Raw genomic sequence first — 24,441 nt, forward strand, 5'->3', positions numbered from 1 at the left:
GCCACCGGGTCAGCGCCGGTGGTCACTGCGCATCGGCGGCGCCGGCCGAGCGGGCCTCGGCGTGCGCGGCCTTCTCGGACAGGTCCTGTGCCGAGCGGTGCGCGTCGGCCTCGACGATGATCGACACCGCCTCGTCGATGTCGGAGGTGACCCGGATCAGCTCCAGGTCCGCGGCGCCGATCTTGGCCTCGGGCAGCACCGTGGTGCGGATCCAGTCCATCAGCCCGGACCAGTACTGCTCGCCGAACAGGATCACCGGGAACCGGGTGACCTTGCGGGTCTGCACCAGGGTGAGCGCCTCGAAGAACTCGTCCAGGGTGCCGAACCCGCCGGGCAGGATCACGAACGCCTGGGCGTACTTGACGAACATCGTCTTGCGGGCGAAGAAGTACCGGAAGGTCAGGCCGAGGTCGACCCAGTCGTTGAGGCGCTGCTCGAAGGGCAGCTCGATGCCGAGCCCCACCGAGGTGCCGCCGGCCTCGGAGGCGCCCCGGTTGGCGGCCTCCATGGTGCCTGGGCCACCACCGGTGATCACCGCGTAGCCGGCCGCGGCGAGCGCCGCGCCCAACTGCTGGGCGGTCCGGTAGTCCGGGTGGTCGGCCGGGGTGCGGGCCGAGCCGAACACCGACACCGCCGGTCCCAGCTCGGCGAGCAGCCCGAAGCCCTCCACGAACTCCGACTGGATGCGCAACACCCGCCACGGGTCGGTGTGCAACCAGTCGGTCGGGCCGGCCGAGTCCAGCAGCCGCTGGTCGGTGGTCGTCGCGTCCGGCTCGATCTGGCGCCGCCGCAGCACCACCGGGCCGCGGTGCCGCTCGGCGGGCAGCTTGCCCTCAGGACGTCCGTCGGTCATCGGCTCACCCTAGTCGCCGGCCTGCTCCGGACCGGCCCGCAAGAAGTCCACCAGCAGCCGCTCGCAGCGGTCCAGCTGCGCCAGCTCCACCGACTCGTCCGGACGGTGGGCGAGGTTGGGGTCGCCGGGGCTGAAGTTCAGCGCCGGGATGCCCAGCGCGCTGAACCGGGCGACGTCGGTCCAGCCCAGCTTGGCGGCCACCTCGCCGCCCAGCGCGGCCACCGCGCGGCGGGCCAGCGGCCGGTCCAGGCCCGGCCGGGCCGCCGGCGCCGAGTCCAGCACGGTCAGGGAGAAACCATCGAAGACCGACCGCAGGTGCTGCTCAGCCTCGGCCTCGGACCGGTCCGGCGCGAAGCGGTAGTTGACGGTCACCAGGCAGCGGTCCGGGATCACGTTGCCGGCCACCCCGCCCTCGATGAACACCGCGTTCAGTCCCTCCCGGTAGGTCAGCCCCTCGACCTCCACCTCCCGGGCGCGGTAGTCGGCCAGCCGCTGCAGGATCGGCGCGGCGGCGTGGATGGCGTTGCTGCCCAGCCACGACCGGGCGCTGTGCGCCCGCCGGCCCTCGGTGCTCACCCCAGCCCGCATGCTGCCCTGGCAGCCACCCTCGACGGTTCCGTTGGTCGGCTCCAGCAGGATGGCCAGGTCGGCGGCCAGCAGCTCCGGATGCTCGGCGGCCACCCGGTTCAACCCGTTGCGGGCCGAGTCCACCTCCTCGCAGTCGTAGAACAGCCAGGTCAGGTCGACCTGCGGCCGCAGCGCCCCGCTGCCGACGTGTTCCAGCACCCGCAGCTGCACCGCCACGCCGGACTTCATGTCCGACGTCCCGCAGCCGTGCAGCCGGCCGTCGGCCAGCCGGGACGGCAGGTTGCCCGCGACCGGCACGGTGTCCAGGTGGCCGGCCAGCACCACCCGATCCGGGCGGCCCAGCTCGGTCCGGACGATCACCACGTTGCCCAGCCGCCGCACCGACAGCGACCCGTGCCGCCGGGCGGCCGCCTCCACCGCGTCGGCGATCCGGGCCTCGTTGCCGGACACCGACTCGATGTCGACCAGGTCGGCGGTGAGCTGGGCCACCGACCTGCTCAGATCCAGGGCGGCAGGTTGGTCGGCAGCTGTGGTCACGGCAGGCAGGTTAGTCCCCGCTCCGGGGGCTCGGGATGGTTAGGGTGTCGAGCGTGACCTCCAGCCCGCACGGCCAGACCAGCACCGCCGCCGACTCTGCCGAAGGCGCGGCCGGCGCGGCCGGCTCAGCCACCGCCTACGGCTTCGGGCTGGCCAGCATCGCCGCCGACGGCTCGGTGCTCGACGTCTTCTACCCCGCCCCGGCACTGGGACGGCCCGGCCCGGACGCCGCGGCCCCCGCCGAGCTCGCCGCGCTGGCCGGCTTCGACGAGCTGCGCGGGGTGCGTACCGAGGTGCTGTTGCGGCAGCTGGAGCTCGCCGCCGCACCGGTCGACGCCGCCGACGTCTACCTGCGGCTGCACCTGCTCTCACACCGGCTGGTGGCCCCGCACGGGCTGAGCCTCGCGGGCATCTTCGGGCTGCTGACCAACGTGGTGTGGACCAACCACGGGCCGTGCCCGGTGGCCGGCTTCGACCAGCTGCGGACCCGGCTGCGGGCCCGCGGTCCGGTCACCGTGTACGGCGTGGACAAGTTCCCCCGGATGGTCGACTACGTGCTGCCGGCCGGGGTGCGGATCGCCGACGCCGACCGGGTGCGGCTGGGCGCCCACCTGGCGGCCGGCACCACCGTGATGCACGAGGGCTTCGTCAACTACAACGCCGGCACCCTCGGCACGTCGATGGTCGAGGGCCGGATCTCGGCCGGCGTGGTGGTCGGCGACGGCTCGGACGTCGGTGGCGGCGCCTCGATCATGGGCACCCTGTCCGGCGGCGGCACCGAGGTCATCTCGGTCGGCCGCCGCTGCCTGATCGGGGCCAATGCCGGCATCGGCATCTCGCTCGGCGACGACTGCGTGGTGGCGGCCGGCACCTACGTCACGGCCGGTTCGAAGGTGCTGCTGCCGGATGGAACCGTCCGCAAGGCGCGGGAGTTGTCTGGGCAATCCGGGTTGCAGTTCTGGCAGAACTCGGTGACCGGGGCGTTGGAGGTCCGGCAGCGCAGCGGAGCCCCGATCGAACTGAACACCGACCTGCACGCCAACTAGAAGAGGGCTATCGAGATCGGACGGAGCGCGGTGAGGGCGAGTCGGGGGCGGCGCAGTGGCGCTGCCCTGCTGGTGGTGGTGGTCGTGCTGGGCGCGCTGGCCTTCGGCGCCCGGACGCTCTGGCGCGCCGCCCAGTCGGTGGTGCGCCCGAACGGTTGCGACTTCGGCAGCTACTCCCTCGACCTCAGCCAGGCCCAGATCGCCTCGGTCGTCGTCGGGGTGGTGCTCCGGCGCGACCTGCCCGAGCGGGCTGCCGTGCTGACCATCGGTGCCGCGCTGCAGGAGTCCAAGCTGCGCAACATCCCGGCCGGCCAGGGTGACCGGGACTCGGTGGGCATCCTGCAGCAGCGCCCCTCGCAAGGCTGGGGCACCGCCGAGCAGATCTCCGACGTCCGCTACGCCACCGGCAAGTTCCTGGACGCGGTGGTGCGGGTGCCCAACTGGCAGGACGACTCGCTGGCCACCGTGGTGCAGACCGTGCAGTTCTCCGCGGACGGCTCGGCCTACGCCCGGCACGAGGAGCAGGCGCAGGCGATCGCCGACGCGCTGTTCGGCGACGCCCCCGCCGCGGTGTCCTGCCGGCTGGACAAGCCGGATCGTTCGGCGGCACCGGCCTCGGTGGCGGCCGCGCTGACCAAGGACCTGCCGGTCGGCAAGCCGGTGGCCTCGGCCAAGACGGTCAGCGTTCCCGGCGCGGGCTGGGCGACCGCCGCCTGGTTCGTCTGCAACGCCGACCGGCTGGGCATCGCCACGGTGCGCCACGACGGCAAGCGCTGGAGCTACTCCGGCGGCTGGAAGGACGACCAGGGCGCGACCAGCTCGGCCGTGGTGGCGACCCTGGCCCACTAGGCCCGCTGAGCCCACTGGGCCACTAGACCCGCTGAGCCGCTGAGCCCACTGGACCGGTGGGCCCTGCCCGGCGACCGCGGGCGGCGTGCTGCTCCCCGCGAGGAGCGGGCCCTAGTGGTCGCCGGCCTGCGGCGGCAGGCCCATCACGAAGGCCGGGTCCGCCTCGGTCTTGCCGACCTTGGAGGCACCGCCCGGCGAGCCGAGCTCGTCGAAGAAGTCGACGTTGGCCTGGGTGTACTCGCGCCACTTCTCCGGCACGTCGTCCTCGTAGAAGATCGCCTCCACCGGGCACACCGGCTCGCACGCACCGCAGTCCACGCACTCGTCCGGATGGATGTAGAGCATCCGGGCGCCCTCGTAGATGCAGTCGACCGGGCACTCCTCGATGCATGCCTTGTCCAGCACATCGACGCAGGGTTCGGCGATCACGTAGGTCACTTGAGGGTCCTCCCGGTACGGGGTTGGTGCTGGTCGTCGTGGGTGCTGGTCGCGGTGCACCGGCACACCGGTGCATAGTATGCCGGTCATGCTGTCTGCAAGGCTTGTGGGGCGGCGAGTGGTGCTGCGGTACCGGCGTTCGGACGGGGTCCTTCCGCCGTTGTCGGACGTGGTCGGCGAGCTGGCGTCGCTGACCGAGACCACCGCCATCCTGACCGGTCCGGACGGTCCGGTCACCGTCGATCGTGCCGCGATCGTTGCCGCCCGGGCGGTGGCCCCGCACCGGCGCGAGATCCTGGAGCTGCAGCGCATCGCCCGGCGCGGCTGGCGCGCCGCCGAGGTGGCCGAGCTGGACGGCTGGCTGCTGTCTGCCGACCAGGGCTGGACCGGCCGCGCCAACTCGGTGCTGCCGCTGGCCACCCCGCACCGGCCGCTGCCGGTGCTGCTGGCCGAGGCCGGCCGGTTCTACGCCGAGCGCGGGCTGCCGCTGCAGGTCCTGCTGCCGCTGCCGGCCCGCGGCCTGCTCGACGCCGACCTCGCCGGCCGGTGCTGGACGCTGCAGCGGCCCACCGTGATGCTCACCCGGCCGATCGGCGAGCCGGCCGACCCGCCGCCGGGCCGCGAGCCGGTGACACTGGAGGAGGCGCCGTCAGCGGCCTGGCTGGACGGCTACCACTACCGCGGCGGCCGGCTGCCCGAGTACGCGGTACGGCTGCTGACCCGCCACGACCAGGTGCGGTTCGCCTCGGTGCGCTCGGCAGGCTCGGTGGCCGGCATCGCCCGGGGCGCGGTGGACGAGGGCTGGCTGGGCGTCACCGCGGTAGAGGTGGCCCCGGAGCAGCGCCGCTCGGGAGTCGGCCGGGCCCTGATGGCCGCCCTGCTGGGCTGGGGCCGGCGCTGCGGTGCCGACCGATGCTACCTGCAGGTCGATGCCGACAATCCGGCGGCGCTGGCCTTCTACCAGCGGCTGGGCTTCACCGAGCACCATCGCTACCACTACCGGCTCGCCCCCGGGGAAAGCTGAGCCGGTCGGGACGGCTGAGCCGGCCGGCACGGTTGGCCCGCGCGACGGTGACCGCGCCGGCCAGCGTGCCCAGTCCCAGCAGCGAGTAGGAGATGTAGGCGGCATCGCCGGCCGGCAGCAGCACGTCGCCCTCGGGCCGGGCCCCGGCCAGCACCAGGGTGGTCACCAGCCAGCCGGCGTACGGCGGCACCGCGGAGGCCCGGGTGTCGGTCAGGCCGCGGGACAGCATCGGCAGCGCCACATTGGACAGCACCGCCAGCGCCGGGGCCAGCGGTACCAGGGTCTGGCCGATCCGGCTGGGCACCAGCAGCACCTCGATCGCCGCGGTCATGGCACCTGCCACCGCGAACAGCAGGTATCCCAGCGCCAGCAGGCCGGGGCCCGGTCGCGGGGCGGGCCGGGCCTCGACCCGCTGGGCCGCGACCGGTTCGGCGGCCCGGTCGCGCCGGCTCATCCGGACTCCCCGGCGATGCCGGCGAACAGGTCGGTCTCGCGGCCGGCGGCGTCGCGCTCGCCGGCCGGGACGCCGCGCACCAGCCGGAAGTACTCGGTGGCCTCCACCCGCTGGCCCAGGTTGTTCGACAGCGCGAAGAACGGGGGGTGCACGCTGAGCTGGGTGCGGTGGGCGGCCAGTGCCCGCAGCTTGGCACCGGCCTGCGCGGGGGCGGCGGCGATCGCGGTGCTGACCAGCTCGTCGGCGCAGCCGAAGCCCAGCTCGGCGACCGAGTCCACCACGGTGAACGGGTGCTCGCCGGCGGCGGCGCGCACCGCCCGCAGGCCGTCGGCAAGCACCGAGGAGGGCACCGCCGTCCAGTACAGCTTGGAGATCTGCCAGCAGGGACCGGCCGCGATGAAGGCCGGGTCGGCGGCGGCGTCGGCCGCCGCGGTGGCCACCCGGTGCGCCAGGATGTGGTCCGGATGGCCGTAGCCGCCGGTGTCGTCGTAGGTGACGAGGACCTGCGGCCGGACCTCGCGGATCACCTCGACCAGCGCGGTGACCGCGGCGGTGAACACCGCGGGCTCGGTGGCGGCCCGCCAGAAGGCCCGCGGCTTGGCGTTGGCCGGATCGCCCATCATGCCGCTGTCGCGGAACCGGCCGGCGCCGCCCAGGAACCGGTGGTCGACAACGCCGAGCTCGGCCATCGCGGCAGCCAGCTCGCCGATCCGCCAGCCGCCCAGCTGGTCGGCGTGCCCGGCGGCGAGCAGCGCCAGCTCCGGCACCAGGATCTCGCCCTCCTCGCCGAGGGTGCAGGTGACCAGGGTGACCTGCGCGCCGGCAGCGGCGTAGTGCGCCATGGTGGCGCCGGTGTTGATCGTCTCGTCGTCCGGGTGGGCGTGCACCAGCAGCAGCCGCCGGCCGGTGCCGGAGTCAGAACTCACCCCAGCAACCTAGCGAAACCCGCCGGGCAGCCGGCCGGCAGGACTACGGCGCGGTGGTGCCGGTGCCGGTGCCGGTGCCGGACTCGGTGCCGGCCGTGATTCCGGCGTCCTCGCCGGCGGCGATGTCGGCCCGCACCTCCGGGAAGTGGCAGGCCACGAACTGCTGCGGCGCCTTGGCTGTCAGCAGCGGGATCTCGGTGCGGCAGCGTTCCCGGTCCGACTCGCCCAGCACCGCCCGGTACTTGGGGCAGCGGGTGTGGAACACGCAGCCGGACGGCGGGTTGATCGGGCTCGGCAGGTCGCCGATCAGCAGGATCCGCTCGCGGCGGCCCTCCTTCTTCGGGTCCGGCACCGGCACCGCCGACATCAGCGAGTGCGTGTAGGGGTGCATCGGGGTGGAGTACAGGGTGTCGCGCGGGGCCAGCTCCATGACCTTGCCCAGGTACATCACCGCGACCCGGTCGGCGATGTGGCGCACCACCGACAGGTCGTGGGCCACGAAGATGTAGGCCAGCCCGTACTCGTTCTGCAGGTCCTCCAGCAGGTTGACCACCTGGGCCTGGATCGAGACGTCCAGGGCAGACACCGGCTCGTCGCAGACGATCAGCTTCGGCCGCAGTGCGATGGCGCGGGCGATGCCGATGCGCTGGCGCTGTCCGCCGGAGAACTCGTGCGGGTAGCGGTTGTAGTGCTCGGGATTCAGCCCGACCCGCTCCATCAGGCCCTGGACCTCGGCCTTGACGCCCTTCTCGGTCTTGGTCCGCTGGATCCGGAACGGTGCCCCGACGATGGTGCCGATGGTGTGCCGGGGGTTCAGCGAGGAATACGGATCCTGGAAGATCATCTGGATGTCGGTGCGCATCTCGCGCATCTGGCGCCGGCTGTACTTGGCGAGGTCCTTGCCGTCGAAGTAGATCTCGCCCGCGGTCGGATCGAGCAGCTTGGCGACGACCCGGCCGGTGGTGGACTTGCCGCAGCCGGACTCCCCCACCAGGCCGAGCGTCTCACCGGCCCGGACGGCGAAGGAGACGCCGTCCACGGCCTTGACCGCACCGATCTGGCGCTGGATGAAGATGCCCTGTTTGATCGGAAAGTACTTGCTCATGTTGCTGACCCGAAGCAGGGCGTCGGTGTCGTCTGCGGGGCTGCTCGGGCTCTCAGGCGCATCCGAACGAGTAGCAGCGGTGCTCATGGGTGGTGGTCTCCTCGTCGGCTACAGCGTGGGCTGGATGTCGGCGGCCCACAGCCGACGCCGCTCGTCCGGGTCGATATGGCAGCGCACCGCGTGGCCCGCCGAGCCACCCGAGGTGGGCAGCAGCTCCGGGCGCTCGGTGAAGCAGCGCCGGCCGGGCACGTGGTCGGTGAACTTGCAGCGGGGGTTGAACACGCATCCCTTGGGGACCTGGATCAGCGAGGGCGGCTGGCCGGGGATCGGCTGCAGGCGCTCCTGCCGTGTCCGGTCCATCCGTGGCATCGAGGTCAGCAGGCCCCACGCGTAGGGCATCTCCGGCTCGTAGAACAGGTCGTTCACCGACCCGGTCTCCACGCACTGGCCGCCGTACATGACCACCACGTGGTCACAGGTCTCGGCCACCACCCCGAGGTCGTGGGTGATCAGGATGATGGCGGAGTTGAACTCCTTCTGCAGGTTCTTCATCAGGTCCAGGATCTGGGCCTGCACCGTGACGTCCAGGGCGGTGGTGGGCTCGTCGGCGATCAGCAGCTTCGGGTCGCACACCAGCGCCATCGCGATCATGGCCCGCTGGCGCATGCCGCCGGAGAACTGGTGCGGGTAGTCGCTGTAGCGCTTGTCCGGGTTCGGGATGCCGACCCGGTCGAGCATCTCGATGGCACGCTTCTTCGCGACCGCCTTGGACACCTTGTTGTGCACCAGGTAGGCCTCGGAGATCTGGGCGCCGACCCGGTAGAACGGGTGCATCGCCGACAGCGGGTCCTGGAAGATCATCGCCATCTGATCGCCGCGCAGCGAGCGCATCTGGTCCTCGGAGGCACCCACCAGCTCGTGCCCGTCGAGCCAGATCTCGCCGGTGATCCGGGCCTGGCTGCCCTTGTGCAGGCCGAGGATGGCCTGCGAGGTGACCGACTTGCCGGACCCGGACTCGCCGACGATGCCCAGGATCTCACCGCGTCGCACGTCGAAGGACAGGCCGTCCACACCCTTGACCAGGCCGTCCGCGGTCGGGAAGTGCACCCGCAGGTCCCGCACCGAGAGGAATGCGTCGCCGACGTTCGGCTTGTCGAGTCGTACCTGCGGCTGGGCAGTCACTGACATGTTCTCCCGGTCTCTAGCTGTAGCTCACGCGCGGATCAACGAAGGCGTAGCCGATGTCTACCAGGATATTGGCCACCACGACGGCGAATGTCGCCACCAGGGTGACACCCAGGATGACCGGCAGGTCCTGGCTGTTGATGGCGCGGATGCTGATCAGGCCGAGGCCGGGGAGGTTGAACACCGACTCGGTGATGACGGCGTTGCCGATCAGCTGGCCGAGGTCGAGGCCGAAGATGGTCACGATCGGGGTGAGCGCGGCGCGCAGGCCGTGCTTGATCACCACGGTGCGCCGGGACAGGCCCTTGGCACGCGCGGTGCGGACGTAGTCCTCGCTCATCGTCTCGAGCATGTTGGCGCGGGTGAGCCGGGCGTAGAGCGCGGCGAAGATGAACGCCAGGGCCAACCAGGCCAGGATCATCGATTTGAACCACTGCACCGGATGGGAGAACACCGACTCGTAGTGGGTGTCGGGCAGCCACTCCAGCTTGTACTTGAAGATCAGCAGCAGGATCGGGCCGGTGAAGAAGATCGGCAGCGACACGGCGGCCAGCGCCATGGTCATCGCGGCACGGTCGAAGAACGAACCGCGCTTGAGGGCGGAGATCGAGCCGATCACCAGGCCGCCGACCAGCCAGAGCACCGAGGCGCCGAAGGCGATGCTCAGCTCGACCGGCAGCGCCTCCCGGATCATGTGGGTCACCGGCAGTTGCTGGCGGAAGGAGTAGCCCAGGCACGGCTTGGCGCAGTGCACCACCGCGCCGGTGTCGTCTCCGAGGTCACGGCCGAAGATGATGCCGTGCGCCCAGTTGAAGTACTGCTTCCACAGCGGCAGGTCGAAGCCAAAGCGGTGCTCGATCAGCTTCTGGCCGGCCTCCGTGGGAGGGATCTTGCCGACGTAGAAGAGGGCCGGTGAGACATGCGCGATCTTGGGTCCCACCTGGAAGATGAAGAACGTGACGAAGCTCGTCACCAGAAGTACCAGCAAGCCGCCGATCGAGCGGCGGATGACATATCTGATCATCGCGTTTGCGCGTCGGTGGCCGACCCGGGCTTACCCGGGCCGGCCACCGACACTGCCACCTCTCTAGTCAGTCGAACCTAACTCGCTGAGTCAGCGGCTACTTGCCGTCGCTGACACCGATGTTGACGGCGTCGTAGTACGAACCGAGTGCGAAGTTGTTCCGCACGTTGGTCAGACGCGGGTTGCGGTAGTACAGCGTCTTGTCGTAGACGAACGGCAAGTCAACCGCAAGCTCCATCACGCGGGCGTCAAGTTCCTTGAACAGATCGTCGTGCCGACCCGTCGACTTGGCGGCCTCAGCCAGCAGGCCGTCGATCTTGGAGTCCTTGATCTGGGTGTAGTTACCGCCACCCGGAGGCGCGTAGCTGGCCACGATGGAGGTCCAGAAACCGCCACCGGTCGGGTAGTCGGCACCCCAGCCGGCCTGGGCCATACCGATGCCCACGCTCTTGACCGTCTCGGGCTTGCCGATGTAGCCACCGTAGTAACCGGACTGGGCGTGCACGGCGGCCGACAGCTTGATGCCGACCCGGTTCAGCGCCGACTGGGCCGCGGTGAAGACGGCCGGGCCCTTGCCCGCGTTCACGTAGGCCATCTTGGTGGCGAAGCCGTTGGGCTGGCCACACTGCTGCAGCTCGTCCTTGGCCTTGGCCAGGTCACCGGTGTTGTCCGGACCGCTGGGGTACGGGTCGGCCTTCGGGTCGTGACCGGGCACGGTCGGCTGAGCCATGGTGTGGGCGATGTCGCCACCGTAGGTGCCACCGCGGGCGCGCTGCAGGTCGACCTTGTTCATCGCGTAGAAGATCGCGCGACGGCAGTGGACGTTGTCCAGCGGCTTGACCGACGGGAACACCGAGAAGTACCGGGTGTAGGAGGACACCGGGTCATCGGCGTTCTTCTTCAGGTCCGGGTTGTTGATGATGTTGGTCTGGAACGCGGCCTGCACGCCACCGTCAGCCTGGAAGTCGGCGGTGCCGGCCTGCAGCTGCTTGTCGTTGTCGTCGGCGTTGGTGCTGATGCTCAGCGTGATCTTGTCAACCAACGGGTGACGGATCTTGTCCGTGGACTGGTCGTACTTGTCGTTGCGGACCCAGACCACCTTCTGCTCCGGGGTGTAGCTCTGGAACTTGAAGGGGCCGTTGGACAGCGGGTGCAGGGTGTACTTCGAGCCCTTGTTGGCACCGTTCTCGGCCAGCGGCACGGGGGCCGAGGCCGGCAGCGACATCAGGTAGTCGAAGTCCGGGGTCGACGTCTGCAGCTTGAAGCTGATGGTGGTGTCGTCCGGGGTGGTGATGCTGTCGAGGTGCTTGTCCGGCTGCTTGTACGGGCCGGTGTACGGCGGGTTGCCGGTGGCGTCGCACTTGGCCAGCAGGCACAGGTAGTACGACGACGGGCCGTTGGTGAACAGGTCGGTCGCGAAGACCCGCTCGATGCCGTACTTGATCTCCTTGCTGGTGACGGTGGTGCCGTCCTCCCACTTGATGTTGGGCTTCAGGTGGTAGGTCCACTCGGTGAAGTCGCCGTTGTGCTCACCGAGGGCGGTCGCCAGGTCAGGCTCGATCTTGACGTTGTTGGCGCCCGGCACCGAGGAGTAGCCCACCAGGGTGCGGGTGAACAGCCGCTGCATGTTCCAGCACCAGCCGTAGTAGGTGTTGGCCGGGTCCCACGCGTCGCAGTCACCGGTGGCGAGCAGGTTCAGGCTGCCGCCGGTCTTGTCGGACTTGTTGACGAAGCCGATGGTGGCCGCGTTGAACGCCGCCGACAGCGACTGGTCGCTGCCGTTCTGGTTGCTCGAGCTGGCTTGCGGCTTGTTGTCGTTACCGCTGTCGCCGCCACTGCCACAGGCAGTGATCACCATGCTCGCGGCAGCGGTCAATCCGACCGCCATCGCGAGCTTTCTGTGTCGTAGCATTTCGGTTCTTCACCCTCCTAGGCGATCGGAACTATCTGCCGGCCAGGATCGGCCGATCCGGCTGATGCCGGGTTTGAAACCCCCCGCAGGCGAGGGCAACTCGAGAGTCGACGCGAGGCGTCAACGAGTGGACTTCGGATCCAGCGCGTCGCGCAGGCCGTCTCCGAAGAGGTTGAACGACAGCACGGTCAGGAACAGGGCCATGCCGGGCCACACCAGGAACATCGGGTCGTTCTGGAAGAACTGCCCGGCGACCGACAGCATCTGCCCCCAGGACGCGGTCGGCGGCTGCACGCCGACACCCAGGAAGGACAGGCCCGCCTCACCGAGGATGTAGGTCGGGATGATCAGGGTCGCCCACACCAGCACCGGGCCCATCAGGTTGGGCAGGATCTCGCGGCTGATGATCCGCCAGTCGCTGGCGCCGAGGCTGCGGGCGGCGTCGACGAACTCCTTCTCGCGCAGCGAGAGCACCTGGCCGCGGACGATACGGGCCAGGTAGGCGAAGCCGAAGAAGCCCAGGACGAAGATCAGCACCGCGAAGTTCAGGGTCTGGCCCGACATCCCGAGGAAGGACGGCGACTGGTTGAAGATGGCCAGCAGGGCCAGCGCGAACAGCAGCGTCGGGAAGGCCAGCAGCACGTCGAGCACCCGGGCCACCACGGCGTCCACCGCGCCCCGGTAGTAGCCGGAGATGATGCCGACGGTCAGGCCCAGCACCAGCGACAGCACCATCGCCGAGACCGAGATCATCAGCGAGGTGCGCGAGCCTGCGATCAACCGGGCCAGGATGTCGCGGCCGTTGACCGGCTCGATGCCCAGCCAGTGCTGGGCGGACGCACCGCTCAACCGGCCCAGCGGCATGGTGGTGTCGATGCTGGTCAGCGAGGAGTGGTAGTCACCGGGCTCGTTGCCGATCAGCTTGTTGATCAACGAGGCGAAGATGGCCACCAGCGTCACGAACACGATGCCGAACGCGCCGGCCATCGCGATCTTGTCGTGCTTGAGCCGCCGCCAGGCGATCTGGCGCAGCGACCGGCCCTGGATCGCTTGCTCTTCGTGCGGAACCGCGAGATCGACGGCGGCAACCTCGATATCGCCCTGCTGGGGCATCGACATCGGCGACAGGCCTCCTTCGGGTCACGGGACCTGCGGTCTGCAGATCTCGCCAGCGGGGAACGTTAGGCGTTCCTGGTAACGCCGGGGCTACAAGTGCGAACCCTCGATCAGATCGTGACCGAAGGGTGACCAGCGGTGTGGGACCTTAGCCCACCGCCGGACAGCAGCGGGCCCGGTGGCGGGGATCTGCCTCAATCGTTATTGCGCAGATCCCCGCCGGCCGGAGCAGCTTGCGCACGAGGCCCCGAGATGCCGGGGCCTCGTGCGTCCTGCCTAGTGCTGGTGCTGTCTCAGGTGCTGCTCGAGACTGCGGTACTTCCGTGCGTGGTGCTCGAAACCGGACTTACTTCTTGAAACCGATGTCTTCGTAGACGTAGTCGGCGAAGCCCATCGAACCGAAGTTGACCAGGTTGGACTTGGTGCCCACCAGGTCCGGACGCTGGTAGAGCGGCACCGAGTGGCCGGCCTCCCAGATCTTCTGGTCGATCTGGTAGGTCAGGTCGGTGGCCTTCTGCGGGTCGAGCTCGGAGACCGCCTGCTTGTAGAGCGTGTCGATCTCCGGGGTGCCGATCTTGGCGTAGTTCTGGCCACCGGTGGTGGTGTAGATCGACTGGGCCGACGAGACCGGGAACGGCGTGCCGATCCAGCTGAAGATGGTCAGGTCGAACTTGCCGACCAGCACGTAGTCGGAGAAGAACGGGTCCGAGGGCACCGTCTTGATGACGACCTTGATGCCGGCCTCCTGCAGCGCCTTCTGCTGCAGGGCGGACTCGTCGGCGGAGGTCTTGACACCGGCCGGGATGACGAAGTTCAGGCTGAGCGGCTTGCCGTTCTTGGCGTAGATGCCGTCGGAGCCCTTGGCGAAGCCGGCCGACTCGAGCAGGCTGCCCGCCTTGGCGATGTCCCGCTTGCAGAAGTCACCGCAGGTCTGCTTGTACTGGCTCTGGTTGTTCATCCAGATGTGGCTGTCCAGCACGGTGGCCGGCCAGTCCAGCGGGCTCAGCATGGTCTTGGCATCGCCGGTCCGGTCGATCGCCAGCTCGATGGCCTGGCGCACCTTGACGTCGGCCAGCGGACCGCTGCTGCCGATGTCGATGTGGCGCCAGTTCGGGCCGCCGGCCTTGTGGATGGTCACGCCCGGGGTCGCCTTGACGGTGGCGTAGGTCGCCACGCTGGAGGCGATGTCGACCAGGTCGATCTGGTCGGACTGCAGCGCCTTGGCCTGGGCCTCCTGGTCCAGCACGATGAACTGGATCTTGTCCAGCTTGGGCGTCTTGCCCCACCACTTGTCGTTGTGCACCACGGTGATGGTCTTGGCGGTCTTGTCCAGCGAGCTGATCTTGAACGGGCCGCCGGCGAGCGTCGGGCCGTTGACCCACGAGGTGTTGAACGCGGCCGGGCTGGCGTTCAGGCTGGCCGGCATGATCGGGGTGAACAGGGCCTTCCAGTCCGGGTACGGGTCCTTGAAGACCACCTTGACGTCCTGGTCGCTGGCGCCCTTCTCGACGCTCTGGATCTGCTCGTAGCCGTTGCTCGAGGCGATCTTGTACGCCTTGTTGGTGCCGTTGAGGGCCTGCCACTGGGCGACGAAGTCCTTGTAGGTGATGGGGCTGCCATCGCTCCACACGGCCTTGGGGTTGATGTGGTACTCCAGCGTCTGCGGGCTGGTCGAGGTCTGGTCGGCCTTGTCCACCACGTCGGTGTTCAGCGTCGGCTTGCTGCCGGCGTCGAAGTGCCACACGATCGGCAGGGTGGAGTTCATGAGGTTGTTGGTGTTGGCCTCGTTGCCGTCGATCTCGTTGGTGTTGAAGTTGGCCGGGTAGCTGTCGATCGGCCAGCGCAGGGTCCCGCCGGCGGGCACCTGGTCATAGGGCATCGGGTTGGTGTCGTTGAGGTTGGAGGCCGCCTGGGCCTTCTTGCCGTTGTTGCCGTTGTTGTTGCTGCCGCCCGAGTCCTTCGAGCTGCTGCAGGCCGTCAGGGCCACCGACGCGGCGATCACCGCGGCGAGCCCTGCCTTGCCGAAAACCTTCACACTTCCTCCTTCGGGGAGTATCACGATGCTGCACGGGGGACTTGGAGCAGCCCGAGAAATGTCGCACAGACAGCTACTTGCTACGCACTCCGAGCGCCGGGTGCCAGGGTCGTTGCCGAATCGGTACCGTTCGGATAGGAAACCGAACCCTGGAATTTGCTGCTGACACCTTGAAGTGGTGTCACACCACCTCGCGTACCTTCGCGAAATGGCAGGCTGCCCGGTGGTCGCCGCCGAGCTCGTAGAGCCCCGGGTCGACGCCCTTGCAGGTGGCCTGCTCCTCGGCGCTCAGCTGCTCGGCGTAGACGAAGCACCGGCTGGAGAACCGGCACCCGGACGGCACGTCGGCGGGGCTGGGCAGGTCGCCGGAGAGCAGGATCCGCTTGCGGCTGCGCTCCTTGATCGGGTCCGGCAGCGGGATCGCCGACAGCAGCGCCTGGGTGTAGGGATGTGAAGGCGCGGTGAAGATCTCTCGGGTGGTGCCGATCTCGACGATCCGGCCCAGGTACATCACCGCCACCCGGTCGGCGATGTGGCGCACCACCGACAGATCGTGGGCCACGAACAGGTAGCTCAGCCCCATCCGGGCCTTCAGCTCGTCCAGCAGGTTGATCACGCCGGCCTGGATCGAGACGTCCAGCGCCGAGACCGGCTCGTCCAGCACGATCACCTTGGGGTCCAGCGCCAGCGCCCGGGCGATGCCGATCCGCTGCCGCTGGCCGCCGGAGAACTCGGCCGGGTACCGGCTGGCGTGTTCCGGCGCCAGCCCCACCATCTTCAGCAGCTCCGCCGTCCGGGCCTTGATCCGCTCCTCGGGCACCTTCTGCACCCACATCGGCTCGGCGAGGATGTCGCCGATCGGCATCCGGGGGTCCAGCGAGGCCATCGGGTCCTGGAAGACGATGGACAGCTCCGCCCGCATCCGGCGCCGCTCGGCGGCCTTGAGGTCGCTGGTGTCCCTGCCGAGCACCACGATGTTGCCCTGCTGCGGCTTGAGCAGGTTCATGACCTCCATGATCGTGGTGGTCTTGCCGCACCCGGACTCCCCGACCAGGCCGAGCGTCTCGCCCTGCCGGATGTCGAGGGACACCCCGTCGACCGCGCGCACCTGGCCGATGGTCCGGCGGATCACCGCGCCCTTGCGAATCGGGAAGGTGCGGTGCACGTCGTCCAGGGCCAGCACCACCTCGCGCTCCTCCCGCCGCGGCGGCAGGGTGGAGCTCAGCACCGGCAGCTGCGGCCGGGAGAACACGTCGCCGGCGCTCCACTGGCGCTGGGCGATCTCCAGGCTGCGGTGGCAGGCGGCCCGGTGCTGCGGCCGGTCGGTGTCGACCAGTTCCGGCTCGGTGGTCCGGCAGACGTCCACCGCCAGCGGGCAGCGGGGCCGGAACGGGCAGCCCGAGGGCAGGTTGACCAGCGACGGCGGGGTGCCCTCGATCGGGATCAGCGGCTCCTTCTCCTCCACGTCCATCCGCGGGATGGAGCCCAGCAGGCCCATCGTGTACGGCATCCGCGGGGCGTAGAAGACGTCGTCCACGGTGGCCAGTTCCACCGCCTTGCCGGCGTACATGACCATCACCCGGTCGGCGAAGCCGGCCACCACCCCGAGGTCGTGGGTGATCAGCACGGTGGCGGCGTTGGTGGCCTCCTTGGCCTTGGCCAGCACGTCGAGCACCTGGGCCTGGATGGTGACGTCCAGGGCCGTGGTGGGCTCGTCGGCGATGATCAGGTCGGGGTCGTTGGCGATCGCCATGGCGATCATGGCGCGCTGGCGCATGCCGCCGGAGAACTCGTGCGGGAACGAGCCGGACCGCAGCCGCGGGTTGGGGATTCCCACCAGGTCCAGCAGCTCGACGGCGCGCTGGTGGGCCTGGCTCTTGGAGACGTCCTGGTGGATCCGGACCGCCTCGGCGATCTGGTCGCCGATGGTGTACACCGGGGTCAGGGCCGACAGCGGGTCCTGGAAGACCATCGAGATGCCCGAGCCGCGCAGCCTGGACAGCTTCCGGTCGGACATGCCCAGCATCTCGGTGCCCTTGAACCGGATCGAGCCGGTGACCACCGCGTTGGACGGCAGCAGCCCCATCACGGCCAGCGAGCTGACCGACTTGCCGGAACCGGACTCGCCGACGATGGCCAGCGTCTCGCCCGGCCGGACGGTGTAGGACACCCCCCGCACGGCCCGTACCGCGCCCGCCTCGCTGCCGAAGCTGACGGTGAGGTCGGAGACCTCCAGGAGCGGGCCGCCGGGCCGGGTGGCGGCCTGCTCGGGACTGGTAGAAGTGGTGGAGACGGTCACAACCTGCTCGATCCTGACGACGGGTCGATGGCATCCCGCAGCGCGTCACCGATGACGCTCACGCAGAGCACGGTGAGCACCAGCAGGCCGGCACCGAACATGAACACGTGCGGGTAGGTGGTGGCCAGCGGCTGGGCGTCCGACAGCACCGTGCCCAGCGAGACGTCCGGCGGCTGGACCCCGAAGCCGAAGAAGCTCAGGCCGGTCTCGGCCAGGATGGTGCCGCCGACGTTGATGGTGACGTCGACGATCAGCAGCGAGGCCATGTTGGGCAACAGGTGGCGGCGGATGATGGTCAGCGAGGGCACCCCCATGAACTTGGCGGCGTGCACGTAGTCGCGTTCTCGCAGGCTCATCGCCATGCCGCGGACCACCCGGCCGGTGACCATCCAGCCGAACATCGCCAGCAGCACCACCAGCCACAGCCAGGTCTTGCCGGACAGCGCCGGGCTGAGGATCGCCAGGATCAGGAAGCCGGGCAGCACCAGCAGCAGGTCGATGATCCAGACCACCGTCATGTCGACGTACTTGCCGAAGTAGCCGGCCAGCGAGCCCGCCACGGCCGCGATGCTGGTGGTCACCAGGGCTGCCACCAGGCCGATCACCAGGGACTTCTGCAGGCCCTTGAGGGTGCGGGCATAGACGTCCCGGCCGACCTCGTCGACGCCCATGTAGTGGTTGCTGTCCGGTCCGGTGAGGATGTTGCCCTGGTCGAAGTCGTCGAACTTCCACTGGGTCAGGTGCGGCCCGACGTAGGCCAGCAGGAAGATCAGCACCAGTATCACCAGCGCCGCCACTCCGGACTTCTGGCGCAGGAACCGGCGCAGGATCAGCCGGCCGCGGGTGATCGGCTGGCCCGGGTCCACCCGCTGTTCGGTGGCGTCGGGCTCGGCCGTCGCCGGCGAGGCGACCTCGAAGATCTCCTGGGGTGACATCGACATGGTCAGCTCCTAGAGGACCGGACGCGGGGGTCGAGCGCCGCGTACAGGATGTCGGACAGCAGGCCGGAGAAGAGCACCAGCACCGCCGTGAAGCAGGCGACCGCGGCTACCGCGTTGACGTCGTGGGACTGCACCGAGTTGATCAGGTACTCCCCCATGCCGTGCCAGCCGAACAGCTTCTCGGTGAAGGTGGCGCCGGTCAGCAGCAGGCCGAAGGAGTAGGCGAAGAACGTCACGATCGGGATCAGAGCGGTGCGCACGCCGTGCTTGAACAGCGCCCGCTGCCGGGTGAGGCCCTTGGCCCGGGCGGTTCGCAGGAAGTCGCTGCCCAGCACGTCCAGCATCGCGCTGCGCTGGTAGCGGCTGAAGAAGGAGATGCCGAACAGCGCCAGCACCATGGTGGGCATGATCAGCCGTTTGGCCCGGTCGGTCCAGAACTCCAGGCCGTGCAGGTTGGAGTTGTACTCACCGGTCGCCGGGATCAGCGGGCCGCCCTTGTGGTAGATCCAGACGAAGATGGTCTGGACCACCACGATCACCACGACCGTGGGCGAGGCCAGCAGGACGTAGGAGGCCACCGTCGAGCCGACGTCGACGGGTTTTCGTTGTCGGACGGCTCCCAGCACGCCGACCAGCACCCCGCCCACCGCGCCGAAGACGGTTCCGAGCAGCAGCAGCCGCAGGCTCACCCCCGCCCGGCGCTTGATCTCGGTCGAGACCTGGGTGTCGCCGACGATCTGCATGCCGAAGTCGCCGTGCACCACGCCGTTGATCCAGTGGCCGTACCGGGTGAGCACCGGAGTGCTCGGGTCGGCGTTACGCTCCTGCAGGCTGGCATGCAGGGAGGCCTCCGAGATCGGCGGGTTGCGGCCCTCGTAGCGGGCGCGCGGGTCCAGGGTCAGCGAACCCAGGATGTAGGCCAGGCTGGTCGCGATGAACACCAGCACCAGGTAGTTCACGAATCGCCGAGCGATGAATTTGAACATGTATCCGTTTCCTGACCGCGGGTAGGTGGTTCTCCGGGGCACCTTCCGGCGCCGCCGATCTTCCCAGCGCGCCGACTGTAGTCGAGTTCTATAACCGTGTAGTCACGTCGGTCACATATATACGGTTGGTGGCTACCCAGTCCAGATCTGCCAGCTCGGCGGCCCGGGCCCAGCGCAGCTGGCGGTGCTCCAGGGCCGCGGGGTCCGGCGAGCCGGCTGCCAGGGTGGCCTGGAACAGGATGAACAGGGCGCCGTCGGGCAGCACCTGCCGGCCGATCTCATCTCCGACCACCACCTGGCAACCTAGTTCTTCGCGGCATTCCCGGACCAGCGCCGCCCGGGCGCTCTCACCCCGTTCCACCTTGCCACCGGGGAACTCCCACTGCCCGGCAAGCGCCGCCGGACGGGCCCGCTGGGCGATCAGCAGGGTGGCATCGCGGATCAGCGCCGCGGCCACCACGGTCCGCCGGTGCACCTGCCGCTCGATGTCGCGCAGCGTCCGGTCCAGCCCGGCGAGCACCGTGGTGCGGGGCCGGCGGTCCCACCACGGCAACCGCTGCTCCAGGGTGAGCAGGGTGCCGGCCGGCAGCTCGACGACCGAGGCGGTGACCGGGTCCGGCAGCCCGGCGGCCAGCCGGCGTACCGCGGCGGGATCGGCGTCGATCAGCTCGGCCACCCGCAGCACCCGGCCGGCGGCCGGCGGCCGGCGCCGGCTCAGCAAGCGCAGACCGCCGCGCTCACCGGCGGTCGGCGAGGAACGGGAAGCGCTCCCGCACCCGGCGCACCTCGGCCGGGTCCACCTCCACGCTCAGCACCGCCTCGGTGTGGCTGGCCTCGGCCAGGGTCTGGCCCATCGGGTCGATGATCGCCGAATCGCCCCGGTAGCTGAGCCGGTCGGCCTCGCCGACCCGGTTGCAGCCCAGCACATAGGCCTGGTTCTCGATCGCCCGGGCCCGCAGCAGGGTGCGCCAGTGCTGGTAGCGCGGTTGCGGCCAGTTGGCCGGCACCACGTAGAGGTCGGTGTCGGCAGCCAGCGCCCAGAACTCGTCGGCGAAGCGCAGGTCGTAGCAGATGAACACGCTGACCCGCAGCCCGCCGACGTCGACGGTCAGGAAGTCCTTGCCGGCCCGGTAGTGCTCGTGCTCGCCGGCATAGCTGAACGGATGGATCTTGTCGTAGCGGAACACCTCGCCGGACGGGCCCGCCAGCACCGCGACGTTGGCCGCCAGCGGGTCCCCGGCCGGCCCGCTCCACTGGGCGATCGAACCGATCAGCCAGGCACCGTGCCGCTCGGCCTGCTCGACGAGGAAGCGTTCGTTGGGACCGCCCGGCTGCTCGGCGACGCTCTCGGGCTGCATGGAGAAGCCGGTGGCATACATCTCCGACAGCACGATCAGCTTCGCGCCGCCGGCGGCGGCCTGGGCGATCAGGGGTTCGAGCCGGGCGCGGGTGGCCGGGCCGTCTTCCCAGACGATGTCGTGCTGGATCGCGGCAACCTTCATCGGCCCATCATCCCTGATCCCGGGCCGGACGCGAGCTTCGGAGTGCCGATGTCTGCCTGTCCGGCAGCCGGACGCCACCAGCCGTTTCAGGCCGTGGGCGAGCAGCGGTTGTGCTTTCATTGTTACGATGTAATCATGTAATTGTTGTAGTTAAGTAAGTAGGAGGTACGCAGATGCGTAACGCAGAGGAGGGGCCGCCCCGAGGCGGCCCGGAACACGAAGGAGGACCTGGCTTCGGCCCGGGTCGGGGCCACCGCGGGCCCGGTGGCCCGCGCCGTGGCGGTCCCCGGGGCGGCGGCTTCGGCCGGCCGGGTGGCTGGCAGCAGGCCGAACTCCCGCCGGCGGACGACGCCGCGGACTGGTTCACCGGCCGGCTGCCGTCGGACTGGTTCACCGGACCGGCGTCGGTCAGCGTGGACCGCGAGGAGATCATCGTGGTCGGAGAGCTGCCGCCGGTCGGCAGCCCGGCTGCCGGTGAGGAGCCGGCCGGCGCGCAGAGCGAGGCGGCGGCAGCCGGCCGGATCAGCCGGTTCCGGGAGGACACCCGGGCCGAGCGGATGAAGATCGCGGCCGAGGCCGAGGCCCGCTACGGGCGCAAGGTCGCCTGGGGGGCCCAGCTGGGCAGCACCCGGGTGCTGTTCACCCACCTGTCGGTGCCGGTGATGACGCGGTTGCGCCAGCCGGAACGCCAGGTGCTAGACACCCTGGTCGACGCCGGGGTGGCCCGGTCCCGCTCGGAGGCACTCGCCTGGGCGGTGAACCTGGTCGGCCAGCACACCGAGGAGTGGCTGGCCAGCCTGCGCGAGGCGATGTCCGAGGTCGACAAGCTGCGCGCCCAGGGACCCGACCTCTAGGCCGGATCCACCGGCGGGCGGCCGGCACCGACGCGGCGGCCCGCCAGCACGCGGCTGCCGGCGCGGCGCCCGGGGAGGTCCAGCCTTACTGGCTGGCCTTGAACCGGGCGCCGCGCTGGCGTTGCCGGTCGTGCGCGGCCAGCATCACCTTGCGGATGCGCACCGTCTCCGGGGTGACCTCGACGCACTCGTCCTCCCGGCAGAACTCCAGCGACTGCTCCAGCGACAGCCGGCGGGGCGGCACCAGTTTCTCGAACTCGTCCGAGGTCGAGGACCGCATGTTGGTGAGCTTCTTCTCCTTGGTGATGTTGACGTCCATGTCGTCGGAGCGGGAGTTCTCCCCCACCACCATTCCCTCGTACACCTCGGTGGCGGGCTCGACGAACAGGGTGCCGCGCTCCTGCAGGTTGATCATCGCGAACGGGGTGGCCACCCCGGCCCGGTCGGCCACCAGGGAGCCGGAGCTGCGGGTGCGCAACTCGCCGACCCACGGCTCGTAGGAGTCGAAGACGTGGTGCACGATGCCGGTTCCCCGGGTGTCGGTGAGGAACTCGGTGCGGAAGCCGATCAGGCCGCGGGACGGCACCAGGAACTCCATCCGCACCCAGCCGGTGCCGTGGTTGGTCATGGTCTCCATCCGGCCCTTGCGCACCGCGAGCAGCTGGGTGATGGTGCCCAGGTACTCCTCCGGGGCGTCCACGGTCAGCCGTTCCATCGGCTCGTGCACCTTGCCGTCGATGGTCCTGGTGACCACCTGCGGCTTGCCGACGGTCAGCTCAAAGCCCTCCCGGCGCATCTGCTCGACCAGGATCGCCAGTGCCAGCTCACCGCGGCCCTGCACCTCCCAGGTGTCGGGACGTTCGGTGGGCAGCACCCGCAACGAGACGTTGCCGACCAGCTCCCGGTCCAACCGGTCCTTGACCAGCCGCGCGGTGACCTTCGAGCCCTTCACCCGGCCGGCCAGCGGCGAGGTGTTGGTGCCGATGGTCATCGAGATGGCCGGCTCGTCGACGGTGATCAGCGGCAGCGGCACCGGGTCGTCCGGGTCGGCCAGCGTCTCGCCGATCATGATCTCGGGGATGCCGGCGATCGCGATGATGTCGCCGGGGCCCGCCGACTCGGCGGGCTTGCGCTCCAGCGCCTCGGTCATCAGCAGTTCGGTGATCCGGACTCCGCTGATGGTGCCGTCGTGCCGGCACCATGCCACCTGCTGGCCCTTGCTGATGGTGCCCTGGTACACCCGGCACAGCGCGATCCGGCCCAGGAACGGCGAGGCGTCGAGGTTGGTGACGTGCGCCTGCAGCGGTGCGCCGGCCCGGTAGGACGGGGCCGGGATGGTGTCCAGGATGGTGGCGAACAGCGGCTGCAGGTCGTCGGACTTGGGCATGGTGCCGTCCTCGGGCCGCTCCAGCGAGGCCTTGCCGTCCCGGGCGCAGGCGTAGACGATCGGGAACTCGATCTGGGACTCGCTCGCGTCCAGGTCCAGGAACAGCTCGTAGGTCTCGTCGACCACCTCGGCGATCCGGGCGTCCGGCCGGTCCACCTTGTTGATCACCAGGATCACCGGGAGCTTGGCGGCCAGCGCCTTGCGCAGCACGAACCGGGTCTGCGGCAGCGGGCCCTCGGAGGCGTCCACCAGCAGCACGATTCCGTCGACCATCGACAGGCCGCGCTCCACCTCGCCGCCGAAGTCGGCGTGGCCGGGGGTGTCGATGATGTTGATGACGACCTTGTCGCCGTCGGGCGAGGCGTAGTTCACTGCGGTGTTCTTGGCCAGGATCGTGATGCCCTTCTCACGCTCCAGGTCGTTGGAGTCCATCGCCCGCTCGTCGACGTGCTGGTGCGCTCCGAAGGCCCCGGTCTGCCACAGCATGGCATCGACCAGGGTGGTCTTGCCGTGGTCGACGTGGGCGACGATCGCGACGTTGCGAATGTCGTTGCGGGTACTGAGTGCCATCGGTGGGGTGCGTCCTGTCTGGTGCGATCAACGGCGGAGGCGATCGCTTCAGATGAGCAATCCTCCTGCCAGTTTACCGGCGCGACGGGCTCGCCCTGGCCAGCGGGCGGCTGGGCGGGCCGGGCTCGACCGGAGGCCAGCCCGCTACTGCGGCTGATCGGCCCGGCTACTCCCCCGCTCCCGCCGGGCTGCTCCCCGTTCCTGCCGGACTGCCTCTCGCTCGCGCCGGCTGCTGCGGCCGCGCGCCGGCTACTGCGGCCGCGCGCCGGCTACTGCGGCCGCTCGCGCCGGGCGCCACGCGCCAGCGAGCCGACCAGGCCCAGGTAGGCCACGGCGCCGAGCGCGGCGAGCACCGACGGCGTCGCGTCCCAGTGGCCGGGCAGCGCGGTCACCTCGACGCTGCTGGGGTCATAGACCACGTGGTGCACGTCGCGGGAATGCCAGCGCGGATCGCCGAGCAGCGGCAGGTTCTTGATGCTGCCGTCGTCGCTGGTGAACAGGCCGCCGAAGGAGCAGATGCCCTGCACGCAGGTGCGCGGGCTGACCACGAAGGTTCCCCGGATCCCGGTGGGCCGGTCGCCGATGTGGTCGGCGATGTTGTGCGCCGACAGGGCGAGCGCCCCCAGGCACAGCACCGGGAACACCACCCAGAACAGCAACCCGGCGACCCGGCGGGCGCCCGGGAACGACATCGGCACCAGCTCGCCGGAGGCTTCGGCGAGCTGGCTGGCGGTCCCGGGCGGGTGGCCCGGCCCGGTGGAGTTCTCGGCGGTCATCACCGGACATCATCACATCTTCGAGGTGCCGGTC

General features: G+C 69.8%; 22 protein-coding genes. 4 read left to right on the plus strand and 18 right to left on the minus strand.

What is annotated here, in order from left to right; all coding sequences use genetic code 11:
- Nucleotides 1-22 precede the first annotated feature (22 nt).
- Nucleotides 23-853 carry a TIGR00730 family Rossman fold protein gene (locus tag VLJ82_RS04670; protein WP_408662157.1) on the minus strand — a complete coding sequence of 277 codons (831 nt, stop codon included), beginning with the start codon at nucleotides 851-853 and terminating at the stop codon, nucleotides 23-25.
- A 9-nt stretch (nucleotides 854-862) separates the two neighbouring features.
- Entirely contained in the window at nucleotides 863-1,978 is a 1,116-nt protein-coding gene (gene dapE / locus VLJ82_RS04675; RefSeq protein WP_408662158.1) for a succinyl-diaminopimelate desuccinylase, read from the minus strand.
- Nucleotides 1,979-2,031: 53 nt separating this feature from the next.
- Between dapE and dapD the strand changes: the two genes are divergently transcribed.
- Both dapD and VLJ82_RS04685 read left to right on the plus strand, forming a co-directional pair.
- A complete protein-coding gene (gene dapD, locus VLJ82_RS04680) occupies nucleotides 2,032-3,024 on the plus strand; it encodes a 2,3,4,5-tetrahydropyridine-2,6-dicarboxylate N-succinyltransferase (RefSeq protein WP_408662159.1) in 993 nt (330 codons plus the stop codon).
- A 30-nt stretch (nucleotides 3,025-3,054) separates the two neighbouring features.
- Nucleotides 3,055-3,873 carry a hypothetical protein gene (locus VLJ82_RS04685; RefSeq protein ID WP_408662160.1) on the plus strand — a complete coding sequence of 273 codons (819 nt, stop codon included), beginning with the start codon at nucleotides 3,055-3,057 and terminating at the stop codon, nucleotides 3,871-3,873.
- A 111-nt stretch (nucleotides 3,874-3,984) separates the two neighbouring features.
- On the opposite strand, the gene fdxA is transcribed toward VLJ82_RS04685, so the two are convergent.
- Nucleotides 3,985-4,311: a ferredoxin gene (gene fdxA / locus VLJ82_RS04690; protein WP_408662161.1), complete on the minus strand. Its 327-nt coding sequence runs from the start codon at nucleotides 4,309-4,311 to the stop codon at nucleotides 3,985-3,987.
- A gap of 88 nt (nucleotides 4,312-4,399) precedes the next feature.
- Between fdxA and VLJ82_RS04695 the strand changes: the two genes are divergently transcribed.
- Nucleotides 4,400-5,335, plus strand: coding sequence for a GNAT family N-acetyltransferase (locus VLJ82_RS04695; protein WP_408662162.1), 936 nt, complete (start codon nucleotides 4,400-4,402; stop codon nucleotides 5,333-5,335).
- On the opposite strand, the gene VLJ82_RS04700 is transcribed toward VLJ82_RS04695, so the two are convergent.
- From VLJ82_RS04700 to VLJ82_RS04760, 13 genes are all read right to left on the minus strand, one after another.
- Nucleotides 5,286-5,789, minus strand: coding sequence for a DUF6113 family protein (locus tag VLJ82_RS04700; RefSeq protein ID WP_408662163.1), 504 nt, complete (start codon nucleotides 5,787-5,789; stop codon nucleotides 5,286-5,288). The genes VLJ82_RS04695 and VLJ82_RS04700 overlap by 50 nt on opposite strands.
- Nucleotides 5,786-6,715 carry an N-acetyl-1-D-myo-inositol-2-amino-2-deoxy-alpha-D-glucopyranoside deacetylase gene (gene mshB / locus VLJ82_RS04705; protein WP_408662164.1) on the minus strand — a complete coding sequence of 310 codons (930 nt, stop codon included), beginning with the start codon at nucleotides 6,713-6,715 and terminating at the stop codon, nucleotides 5,786-5,788. The genes VLJ82_RS04700 and mshB overlap by 4 nt, the downstream gene beginning before the upstream one ends.
- 43 nt (nucleotides 6,716-6,758) lie before the next feature.
- A complete protein-coding gene (locus VLJ82_RS04710) occupies nucleotides 6,759-7,907 on the minus strand; it encodes an ABC transporter ATP-binding protein (RefSeq protein WP_408662165.1) in 1,149 nt (382 codons plus the stop codon).
- 21 nt (nucleotides 7,908-7,928) lie between these two features.
- A complete protein-coding gene (locus tag VLJ82_RS04715) occupies nucleotides 7,929-9,008 on the minus strand; it encodes an ABC transporter ATP-binding protein (protein WP_408662166.1) in 1,080 nt (359 codons plus the stop codon).
- Between the two features lie 13 nt (nucleotides 9,009-9,021).
- Nucleotides 9,022-10,029, minus strand: coding sequence for an ABC transporter permease (locus VLJ82_RS04720; protein ID WP_408662167.1), 1,008 nt, complete (start codon nucleotides 10,027-10,029; stop codon nucleotides 9,022-9,024).
- A gap of 97 nt (nucleotides 10,030-10,126) precedes the next feature.
- Nucleotides 10,127-11,917 (minus strand): ABC transporter substrate-binding protein, encoded by a 1,791-nt coding sequence (locus VLJ82_RS04725; RefSeq protein WP_408662168.1) that lies wholly within the window; start codon nucleotides 11,915-11,917, stop codon nucleotides 10,127-10,129.
- Between the two features lie 144 nt (nucleotides 11,918-12,061).
- Nucleotides 12,062-13,060 (minus strand): ABC transporter permease, encoded by a 999-nt coding sequence (locus VLJ82_RS04730; protein WP_408662169.1) that lies wholly within the window; start codon nucleotides 13,058-13,060, stop codon nucleotides 12,062-12,064.
- A 343-nt stretch (nucleotides 13,061-13,403) separates the two neighbouring features.
- The gene (locus VLJ82_RS04735; RefSeq protein WP_408662170.1) at nucleotides 13,404-15,092 is read right to left on the minus strand and encodes an ABC transporter family substrate-binding protein; all 1,689 of its coding nucleotides are present in this window, start codon (nucleotides 15,090-15,092) and stop codon (nucleotides 13,404-13,406) included.
- 181 nt (nucleotides 15,093-15,273) lie between these two features.
- Entirely contained in the window at nucleotides 15,274-17,391 is a 2,118-nt protein-coding gene (locus tag VLJ82_RS04740) for a dipeptide ABC transporter ATP-binding protein (RefSeq protein WP_408662171.1), read from the minus strand.
- The gene (locus tag VLJ82_RS04745; protein ID WP_408662172.1) at nucleotides 17,388-18,332 is read right to left on the minus strand and encodes an ABC transporter permease; all 945 of its coding nucleotides are present in this window, start codon (nucleotides 18,330-18,332) and stop codon (nucleotides 17,388-17,390) included. Before VLJ82_RS04745 ends, VLJ82_RS04740 begins: the two co-directional genes overlap by 4 nt.
- A gap of 2 nt (nucleotides 18,333-18,334) precedes the next feature.
- Nucleotides 18,335-19,318 (minus strand): ABC transporter permease, encoded by a 984-nt coding sequence (locus VLJ82_RS04750; RefSeq protein ID WP_408662173.1) that lies wholly within the window; start codon nucleotides 19,316-19,318, stop codon nucleotides 18,335-18,337.
- A gap of 88 nt (nucleotides 19,319-19,406) precedes the next feature.
- A complete protein-coding gene (locus VLJ82_RS04755) occupies nucleotides 19,407-20,039 on the minus strand; it encodes a (deoxy)nucleoside triphosphate pyrophosphohydrolase (RefSeq protein WP_408662174.1) in 633 nt (210 codons plus the stop codon).
- Between the two features lie 16 nt (nucleotides 20,040-20,055).
- Entirely contained in the window at nucleotides 20,056-20,820 is a 765-nt protein-coding gene (locus tag VLJ82_RS04760; protein WP_408662175.1) for a carbon-nitrogen family hydrolase, read from the minus strand.
- A gap of 173 nt (nucleotides 20,821-20,993) precedes the next feature.
- Between VLJ82_RS04760 and VLJ82_RS04765 the strand changes: the two genes are divergently transcribed.
- A complete protein-coding gene (locus tag VLJ82_RS04765) occupies nucleotides 20,994-21,674 on the plus strand; it encodes a hypothetical protein (protein ID WP_408662176.1) in 681 nt (226 codons plus the stop codon).
- A gap of 85 nt (nucleotides 21,675-21,759) precedes the next feature.
- Here VLJ82_RS04765 and typA read toward each other — a convergent pair whose 3' ends face one another.
- Both typA and VLJ82_RS04775 read right to left on the minus strand, forming a co-directional pair.
- A complete protein-coding gene (gene typA, locus VLJ82_RS04770) occupies nucleotides 21,760-23,631 on the minus strand; it encodes a translational GTPase TypA (RefSeq protein WP_408662177.1) in 1,872 nt (623 codons plus the stop codon).
- 269 nt (nucleotides 23,632-23,900) lie between these two features.
- On the minus strand, nucleotides 23,901-24,407 hold the full coding sequence (locus VLJ82_RS04775) for a hypothetical protein (protein ID WP_408662178.1): 507 nt from the start codon (nucleotides 24,405-24,407) through the stop codon (nucleotides 23,901-23,903).
- Nucleotides 24,408-24,441: the final 34 nt, after the last annotated feature.

Source organism: Jatrophihabitans sp. (assembly GCF_035474675.1).
GTDB lineage: Bacteria > Actinomycetota > Actinomycetes > Mycobacteriales > Jatrophihabitantaceae > Jatrophihabitans_A.